General features: G+C 62.8%; 7 protein-coding genes. All 7 read left to right on the forward strand.

Annotated elements, in window-relative coordinates:
- Nucleotides 1–6: 6 nt before the first annotated feature.
- Nucleotides 7–1,812, forward strand: coding sequence for a dihydrolipoyl dehydrogenase (gene lpdA, locus NMQ14_RS08925; protein ID WP_257095319.1), 1,806 nt, complete (start codon nt 7–9; stop codon nt 1,810–1,812).
- 231 nt (nt 1,813–2,043) lie between these two features.
- Nucleotides 2,044–2,820 carry a hypothetical protein gene (locus tag NMQ14_RS08930; protein WP_257095321.1) on the forward strand — a complete coding sequence of 259 codons (777 nt, stop codon included), beginning with the start codon at nt 2,044–2,046 and terminating at the stop codon, nt 2,818–2,820.
- Between the two features lie 224 nt (nt 2,821–3,044).
- Nucleotides 3,045–3,896 (forward strand): HprK-related kinase A, encoded by an 852-nt coding sequence (locus tag NMQ14_RS08935; protein ID WP_257095506.1) that lies wholly within the window; start codon nt 3,045–3,047, stop codon nt 3,894–3,896.
- A complete protein-coding gene (locus NMQ14_RS08940; RefSeq protein ID WP_257095323.1) occupies nt 3,893–5,008 on the forward strand; it encodes a nucleotidyltransferase family protein in 1,116 nt (371 codons plus the stop codon). The genes NMQ14_RS08935 and NMQ14_RS08940 overlap by 4 nt, the downstream gene beginning before the upstream one ends.
- 3 nt (nt 5,009–5,011) lie before the next feature.
- Nucleotides 5,012–5,683 carry a ribose-5-phosphate isomerase RpiA gene (gene rpiA / locus NMQ14_RS08945; protein WP_257095325.1) on the forward strand — a complete coding sequence of 224 codons (672 nt, stop codon included), beginning with the start codon at nt 5,012–5,014 and terminating at the stop codon, nt 5,681–5,683.
- Between the two features lie 55 nt (nt 5,684–5,738).
- On the forward strand, nt 5,739–6,440 hold the full coding sequence (phoU, locus tag NMQ14_RS08950; protein ID WP_257095327.1) for a phosphate signaling complex protein PhoU: 702 nt from the start codon (nt 5,739–5,741) through the stop codon (nt 6,438–6,440).
- 229 nt (nt 6,441–6,669) lie between these two features.
- Nucleotides 6,670–8,214 (forward strand): ShlB/FhaC/HecB family hemolysin secretion/activation protein, encoded by a 1,545-nt coding sequence (locus tag NMQ14_RS08955; protein ID WP_257095330.1) that lies wholly within the window; start codon nt 6,670–6,672, stop codon nt 8,212–8,214.
- The last annotated feature ends 37 nt before the right edge of the window (nt 8,215–8,251 follow it).

Consider the following 8,251-nt stretch of genomic DNA (forward strand, 5'->3'; position numbering starts at 1 on the left):
ACCGACATGAGCACACTGACTGTAAAAATCCCCGACATCGGCGACTTCAAGGATGTGCCGATCATCGAAATCATGGTGAAGCCCGGAGACACGGTAGAGGCCGACGCGCCGCTGATGTCGCTCGAGTCCGACAAGGCCGCGATGGACATCCCCGCGCCACAGGCCGGCCGCGTCGTCGAACTGCAGGTGAAGGTCGGCGACCGCGTGTCCGAAGGCAGCGTCGTGCTGACGATGGAGGCCACGGTGTCCGCTGCAACCGTGCCTGCGAGCACAGCTCCTGTGGCAGCGGCTCCCGCTGGAGCAGCCCCTGTGGGAGCGGCGTCCCCGCCGCGATCGGTCGCCGAACCTGCCCCGGCCACGGGCAGCGCACCGGCCAGGGTCGACGAAAGCTGCACCGTTCTCGTGATCGGCGGCGGCCCCGGCGGCTATTCGGCGGCCTTCCGTGCCGCCGACCTCGGACTGGACGTGATCATCGTCGAGCGCTACGCCACGCTGGGCGGCGTGTGCCTGAACGTGGGCTGCATCCCGTCCAAGGCGCTGCTGCACGTCGCGGCAGTGGCCGACGAGGCCGAAGCGCTGGCCGCACACGGCATCAAGTTCGGCGCCCGCGAGGTGGACCTCGGCGCCCTGCGCGGCTGGAAGGACAAGGTGGTCGGCAAACTGACCGGCGGCCTCGCCGGCATGGCCAGGGCACGCAAGGTGAAGGTGGTGCGCGGCACCGCCCGCTTCGTCGATGCCAACCATGTCGAGGTCGCCCTCACCTCCGGTGACGGCAGGACGGAGACCGGAGAGAAGTCGATGGTGAAGTTCGGCCACTGCATCGTCGCCGCCGGCAGTCAGGCGGTGAAACTGCCCTTCATGCCGGAGGATCCGCGCGTGGTCGATTCGACGGGTGCGCTGCTGCTGGCCGACATACCGAAGCGCATGCTGGTGATCGGAGGCGGCATCATCGGCCTGGAAATGGCCACCGTGTATTCGACGCTGGGTGCCCGCATCGACGTGGTCGAAATGACCGGCGGCCTGATGCAGGGCGCCGACCGCGATCTGGCCAGGGTGTGGGAGAAGAAGAACACCCATCGCTTCGACGCCGTCATGCTGAACACGCGGGTGACCGGCGCCGACGCGACGGCGGAGGGCATCAAGGTGAGCTTCGAGGGCGCGAAGGCGCCGTCGGAGCCGCAGACCTACGATCGTGTGCTGGTCGCGGTCGGCCGCTCGCCGAACGGACGCAGGCTTAATGCCGAAGCCGCCGGCCTGCAGGTGGACGAGCGCGGATTCATCCCGGTCGACAGCCAGATGCGCAGCAACGTGGCGCACATCCACGCCATCGGCGACATCGTCGGCCAGCCCATGCTGGCCCACAAGGCGGTGCACGAAGGCCACGTCGCGGCGGAAGTCATCGGCGGCCACAAGCGTCATTTCGACGCCACGGTGATTCCGTCGGTCGCCTACACCGACCCCGAGGTCGCCTGGGTCGGTCTGACCGAAGACGAAGCGAAGGCGCAGGGCCGCAAGGTGACCGTCGGCAAGTTCCCCTGGGCGGCCAGCGGACGGGCCATCGCCAATGGCCGCGACGAGGGCTTCACCAAGTTGATTTTCGACGCGGAAACCAGTCGCATCGCCGGCGGCGGCATCGTGGGTGTGTCGGCCGGCGACATGATCGGAGAGATCGCGCTGGCGATCGAAATGGGCGCCGATGCGGTGGACATCGGCCACACGATCCATCCGCATCCGACGCTCGGCGAATCCATCGGGCTGGCGGCTGAAGTAGCAGAAGGAAGCTGCACGGATTTGCCCAGATCGACGCGTTGACCGCGGAGCAGGCTTGTCGACTTTTCTTACAAAACCCAGGGGGAAAGGAACGAAGATTAAATTAACAACTTAAAAACAATGTGTTGGATCACCACCTGTTGACGGCCTGTTTCTTGCATGATGTCCGCTCGATACCGTAGCGTGACGTGATCCTCTGCACAGGCACTCGCCCTGTCTTTGACGTTAGACTCCGGCACGCATGGCGGTTACAACATATTGGGCAACGGACAAATGGAAAATAATTCGGAAATCGATCGCGCTCGCGAGACTTCGTTACCGACGCCACAGGAAACGGCACTGCGCCGCAGCCTGCTCAAGGCCGGGTTCGGGGTAGGCGGCGTGCTGATGGCGCGGCAGGCGAAATCGACGTTCGACACGCCCTACCAATGCACGCTGTCCGGCCAGATGTCGGGCAACGTTAGCCGGAACGACGGAACGACGCCAAACTGCAGGATCGGGCTGTCGCCCGGCTTCTGGCAACAGTGCAGTCGCTTCACCACCGACTGGGTGGTTACGCCTCCGAAGATCTGCAAGAAGGTCAATGGCAGCTGGAGGGTATACACAAGGACCGACCCTCCCGCCTTTCCGGAAATCAAGGAGACCTCGAAGTGGAAGGTGTCCGACACGGTCTCGGTCAGTGGCTCGACTGTGGCATGTACGCTCGGCGCAACACTCTCTTCCGTGTTGGGCACGACGGTAGGTCTGACGGGCATACCGGGTCTTGGCGGCAGCACAACCCGACAAGTGAGTCTCTGGGAACTGGTCGCCTACGGCAATAACTCAAGCGCCTTTCCGCAGCCGATCGGACAGTTTGCCCGCCACATCGCCGCCGCGGTATTGAACGCAAAGGCCTACCCGACAACCTACCCGATCACGATGTCCCAGCTTCGTGCGATCTGGGATGCAATCACAGGTGGCGGCACAAGCACCTCAGGTCAATACCAGTTGATGGGGACAGGACTTGATGCGGGTCAGATCCAGGATTACCTGAACACCACGTGGGGATAATCGACAATCCGCCTTGTCGGGTCGAGTTCATCGAGACCGAAGGACTTCTCGTGGCCCGGTTTGCCGACGAAACGGAAGCCGTGGTCTACGACGCGGCGCATTGCACACTCGCTGTCGTGGAAGTGCTGCAGCAATAAGCAACCGCCGTCACAAGCCGTTAAGCTGCGCGGATTGACCATCTATCCGCGCAGCAGGTTGTTGCCCTGAAACACTCCCAGATCAGAATCGGAAACTTTTCGGTACGCGTGCAGTGTGATGTGCCCGCGTTCTGGCGTGCTTTCGACTTTTTCTATGCGGACAACCCGCCTGAGCCGGCCGACGGTTTTTGTGATTTTTCGGTAAGGCTGGTCACGCCGGGACTTCTGCGCAGACCTGTCCATCCGCAGATTACGTTCGATCTCGATGGCGTGCGTCCATTCAAGCCGCTGCCGGAACATCAGGCCTTTCCGCTTTTCGAGTGGGGTCTCAACTGGTGCATCGCGATGCACATGCATCGCTGCGTATTGATTCATGCCGCGGTGGTCGAGCGCAACGGCTTCGCGCTCATCCTTCCCGCCCCGCCGGGTTCCGGCAAAAGCACGTTGTGCGCCGGCCTGACTGCGCGCGGCTGGCGGCTGCTGTCCGATGAGCTTGCGATGATCACTCCGGACACGCTGGAACTGATTCCATTTCCGCGCCCGATCAGCCTGAAGAACCGGTCGATCGACGTCATGCGCGACTATGCGGGCGGCGATGTCATCGGGCCTGTTTTTGCCGATACCCACAAGGGCGATGTGGCGCACATGAAGGTACCGCCTTCTGCACTCGCGGACACACACATCAGGGCGCAGCCCGGCTGGATCGCGTTTCCGAAGTACCGGGCGGGCAGCACGCTGCGTCTGTCACCGATGACCCGTGCGCGCACCGTGCTTGCGCTTGCCGACAACTCGTTCAACAGTGATCGACTCGGCGAGCAGGCCTTCCGCACGCTGTCGAGCACTGCGGCCGCAAGCGGATGTTTCGAGTTCGAGTACAGCATGCTCGATGAAGCGATAGCCTGCTTCGATGCGCTCGCCGACATGCGCGCAACGCGATGATCCCGATAAAACTGCCGCTCTGCATGTTGCTCGTGACCCCTGCACGGGCAGCCGACCTATCCTTGCGGCAGTGGGAAATCGTCATCGTGCAAGCTAGAAAGTCCAAGTTGCTCGGGCTTCTGCATCATGTCGTTTCCCGAAGCGGACATGCGCATCACGTGCCGGAAAGGGTGTGGCTCCACCTCGCCTCGGCCGCGCAACTGGTGGCGGAGCAGCATCTGTCGCTGGGTCATGAAATACGCCAGATACTGAACGCACTGAAATCCGTGGAGGGCCGGATAGTGGTACTCAAGGGCGGCGCCTACGTGCTGCGCGGTCTCGAGGCCGGTCATGGGCGAACCTTTTCAGACATCGATATCCTGGTGCCACGCGAAAAGCTGGGTGAAGTCGAAGCACGGCTGATGGTGGATGGCTGGGTCAGTCAGCATCGTGACGCCTACGACCAACGCTACTACCGGCAATGGATGCATGAGATTCCGCCGATGTCGCACATTCGTCGCGGCACCACGCTCGATATCCATCACGCGCTGACGCCGCTGACGTCGCGAATTCTTGCTGATTCGTCGGCGATGCTCGCGGCAGCCGAGCCGCTCGCATCCGACAGCCGGCTCATGACACTCTCACCGCAGGACATGGTGCTGCACAGCGCGACTCACCTGTTTCTTGAAAGCGAGTTTCACAGCGGGTTACGGGATCTTTTCGACCTCTACTCGTTGGTCACCGAGTTCCGCAGCCGCGACGCCCGCTTCGATCAGAAGCTCCTTGCGCGCGCAGCCGAAGTCGGCCTGACGCGCCCCATCTTTCTTGCCTTCCGTTACCTGCAGCGGATCCTGTCGCTCGACATCCCGATCACCACGGCATCCGAACTGCAGCGCCTAGCCCCGAACCCTCTCCATCTGAAGGTACTGGACACGCTCTTCACCCGTGCGCTGTCGCCCCATCACGAGAGCGCCATGGATGCCCTCACGCCCGTCAGCCGGTTCCTGCTGTATCTGCGCGGCCACTGGCTGCGTATGCCGGCCCATTTGCTGGTGGTTCATCTGAGCCGCAAAGCCGTCATGAAACTGAAAAAAAAGACCGATAATGAGGACGAATCCGAAACCGCAAGATGAGCGATGAACAGCGATGACCTGAAGAAAGCCGTGGCCCGGTCGGCACTGGCCCATGTAGCGCCGGGCGAACTGCTCGGCGTCGGCACCGGCTCGACCGCCAACCATTTCATCGATCTGCTGGCGTCCGAAGGCTTGAACATCTCCGGCGCGATCGCCAGTTCGGAAGCCTCCGCTTCCCGATTGCGCGGTCACGGCATCACCGTCCTGACGCTCGACGAGGTGATCACTTCCGGTCGACGCATCCCGGTTTATATTGACGGTGCGGATGAGATCGATCCCGGGCTGCACCTGATCAAGGGTGGGGGCGGCGCGCTGACGCGCGAGAAGATCGTGGCCGCGGCATCCGACTGCTTCGTGTGCATCGCCGATGAATCGAAGTGCGTCGACGTGATGGGACGTTTCCCGCTGCCCGTTGAAGTAATTCCGATGGCCGTTGCGCTGGTATCGCGCGAACTGCTGCGTCTGGGCGGTGTGCCGAAGGTGCGCCAAGGTTTCATCACTGACAATGGCAACCTCATCATCGACGTATCCGGCCTTTCCATCACCGATCCCGTCGCGCTGGAAACCGAGCTGGACCACCTGACCGGTACCGTGACCAATGGCCTGTTCGCCCGTCGCCGAGCGGACATTGCGCTGATATCCTCGCCCGATGGCGTGAAAACGCTGCGCGGCTGAACACTCCGGCTCTCATGCAGTCTCATCTTCGAACCACCTTCCGGAACGCACTGACATGAGCGAGCACATTTCCAAGCGCTATGACCACGAACTGGAAGGCCTGCGCACTGGCTTGCTGCAGATGGGCGGTTTGATCGAACAGCAGATCGAGCACGCCATGCGCGGCGTCATCGAACGCAACCTGCCGCTGCTCGAAGAAGTCATCGCCACCGAAAATCGGGTCAATGCGATGGAGATCGAGCTGGATGAGGCGTGCAATCAGCTGATTGCAAAACGTCAGCCGGCTGCGAGCGACCTGCGCGTGATCATGTCGATGGTCAAGACCATCACCGATCTGGAGCGCGTGGGCGACGAGGCGAAGAAGATTGCCAAGATGGGACGGCACATTCTCGAATCCGACGCCATTTTCGTGCCGCGCGTCGAGTTGCGCCACGCTGCGTCGATGGCGGTCGACATGCTGCGCCGCACGCTGGACGCGCTGGCCCGCCATGATCTGGCGAGTGCCACCGAAGTCGTGCGCCAGGACAAGGAAGTCGACGCCGAATTCAAATCCATCATGCGCCAGCTCATCACCTTCATGATGGAAGATCCGCGCACGATTTCCTGCGGGCTGGACATGCTGTTCATCGCCAAGGCGATCGAGCGTATCGGCGACCACTCGAAGAACATGGCGCAGTACGTCGTGTTCATGGTCAAGGGAACCGATGTGCGACATGCCGGGCTGGCTGCCATGGAAGCGGCAGCCGCGGCTGATTGAGCATGTTTCCCGGCCGTGTGTGCTGCGCCGCGCACCTTGAGTCCGGCTCGACAGGCGCTCCCTTTTGCATCGAAGCAACGGCAAAACCCATGACCGGACAACCTAGGCTGTTCGGCTGGGTGTAAATCCGCCGCAAACCCTCTAAACTCCGCCAGATACAAGAACTTAAGATGGACGGGGGTCGTCAGTGTCGATTGTCAGGGCGGGACTTGCATGCGCGGGCGTCTGCGTGGCCGTACTCGCTTCTGCGGGTCTGCGCGCGGAAGAATCCGCTGACGGTCCGCGATTCGAAGTACGAAACTACACGGTCGCTGGCGGTTCGGTGTTCCGGACGCCGGAAATCGATGCGCTGCTGACGCCCTATGTCGGCAAGGCCGTCGGGTTTGCCGAGATCGAAGCGGCGCGCGCTGCGCTGCAGTCCGCTTACCACAAGCGCGGCTTCGGCGCGGCGCAGGTCAGCATCCCCGAACAGGAACTGAGCAGCGGTACGGTCACGCTGGAGGTGCTCGAGCCCAAGCTCGAAGCGCTGACGCTGCAGGGCGCAACTCACCACGGCGACGAGAACATCCGGCGCAGCCTGCCCGCCCTGGCGGAAGGCAGCATGCCCAATACAGAAGCTGTCGCGCACCAGTTGGCGCTGGCCAACGAGAACGCGTCGAAGCAGACCGACGTGACGTTCCGCTCAGCGCGCAAGCCGGGCGAAATCGCCGCAACCGTTTCGGTCACCGACAGCAATCCACTGCGCCGGTTCGTGACCGTGGACAACAGCGGCACACCGTCGACCGGCACTCACCGCATCTCCGTCGGTCTGCAGCACAACAACCTGTTCAACCGCGACCACGTCGCAACGCTGCAATACACGACCTCGATCGAACAGCCGTCCGACGTGACCATCGTCGGCCTCGGGTACCGCATTCCACTTTACGAAAGCGGCAACTCCATCGATCTGGTCGGCGGCTTTTCCAGCGTCAGTTCCGGTCAGGTGCAGGTGCTGAACTCGACTGCCACGGTATCGGGCAGCGGCCGCATCTTCTCGGCGCGCTACAACTGGCACATGCCACGGATCGGCGACTTGTCCCAGCGCATCAGCCTGGCCGCCGACTGGCGCGATTTCGACAGCAGCTTCCTGCTCGACAACACACCCGGCAACCTCGTGCCGCGTGTCATCACGCACCCGATTTCCCTGTCGTGGAGCGGCAACTGGCGCGGCGATACGCGGGAAGCCGGAGTGCAGATCAGCGTCGCGCGCAACCTGCAGGGCGGCGAGCATGGCCGCGACACAGACTTTAACGCTCTGCGCGCGGGTGCCAATGCGCGCTTCGCAGTGATGCGCGCCAGCGCTTCGTGGTTCGAATTGTTGCCGCGTGACTGGCGCGTGCGGCTGCAGGCCCAGGGTCAGTACACACGCGATGAGTTGGTGTCCGGCGAACAGTTCGGTATTGGCGGAGCCGAGTCTGTGCGCGGCTTGCGCGAGCGCGTGCTGGCCAACGATCGGGGCTGGCGGATCAGCGCCGACCTCGATACACCGGCCTGGACGGAGGACATCTGGGTGATGCGCGGCGTGCTGTTCGGCGACGTTGCACATCTTTACAGAGTCAATCCGCTGCCTGGGGAAACTGCAGGGGATGGCGTGCTCTCGGCCGGCGTGGGCCTGCGCGTCAACTATTCCACATGGCTCTCGGGGCGGATCGACTACGCTCGTCTGATCGACGGCGCAGATCGTTACGCGTCCGGCAGTCACCGGGTTCATGCGTCGTTCAGCCTGAGTTTCTAGGCGGCAGCATCACAAGGGGCGGGAACGGTATCGCTCA

The organism is Methyloversatilis sp. XJ19-13 (genome assembly GCF_024580155.1).
Taxonomy (GTDB): Bacteria; Pseudomonadota; Gammaproteobacteria; order Burkholderiales; family Rhodocyclaceae; genus Methyloversatilis.

What these genes read in the sequence shown, in the direction of transcription:
- phoU (WP_257095327.1), top strand. Translation starts at nt 5,739, where the DNA reads ATGAGCGAGCACATTTCCAAGCGCTATGACCACGAACTGGAAGGCCTG.
- lpdA (WP_257095319.1), top strand. Translation starts at nt 7, where the DNA reads ATGAGCACACTGACTGTAAAAATCCCCGACATCGGCGACTTCAAGGAT.
- NMQ14_RS08930 (WP_257095321.1), top strand. Translation starts at nt 2,044, where the DNA reads ATGGAAAATAATTCGGAAATCGATCGCGCTCGCGAGACTTCGTTACCG.
- NMQ14_RS08940 (WP_257095323.1), top strand. Translation starts at nt 3,893, where the DNA reads ATGATCCCGATAAAACTGCCGCTCTGCATGTTGCTCGTGACCCCTGCA.
- rpiA (WP_257095325.1), top strand. Translation starts at nt 5,012, where the DNA reads ATGAACAGCGATGACCTGAAGAAAGCCGTGGCCCGGTCGGCACTGGCC.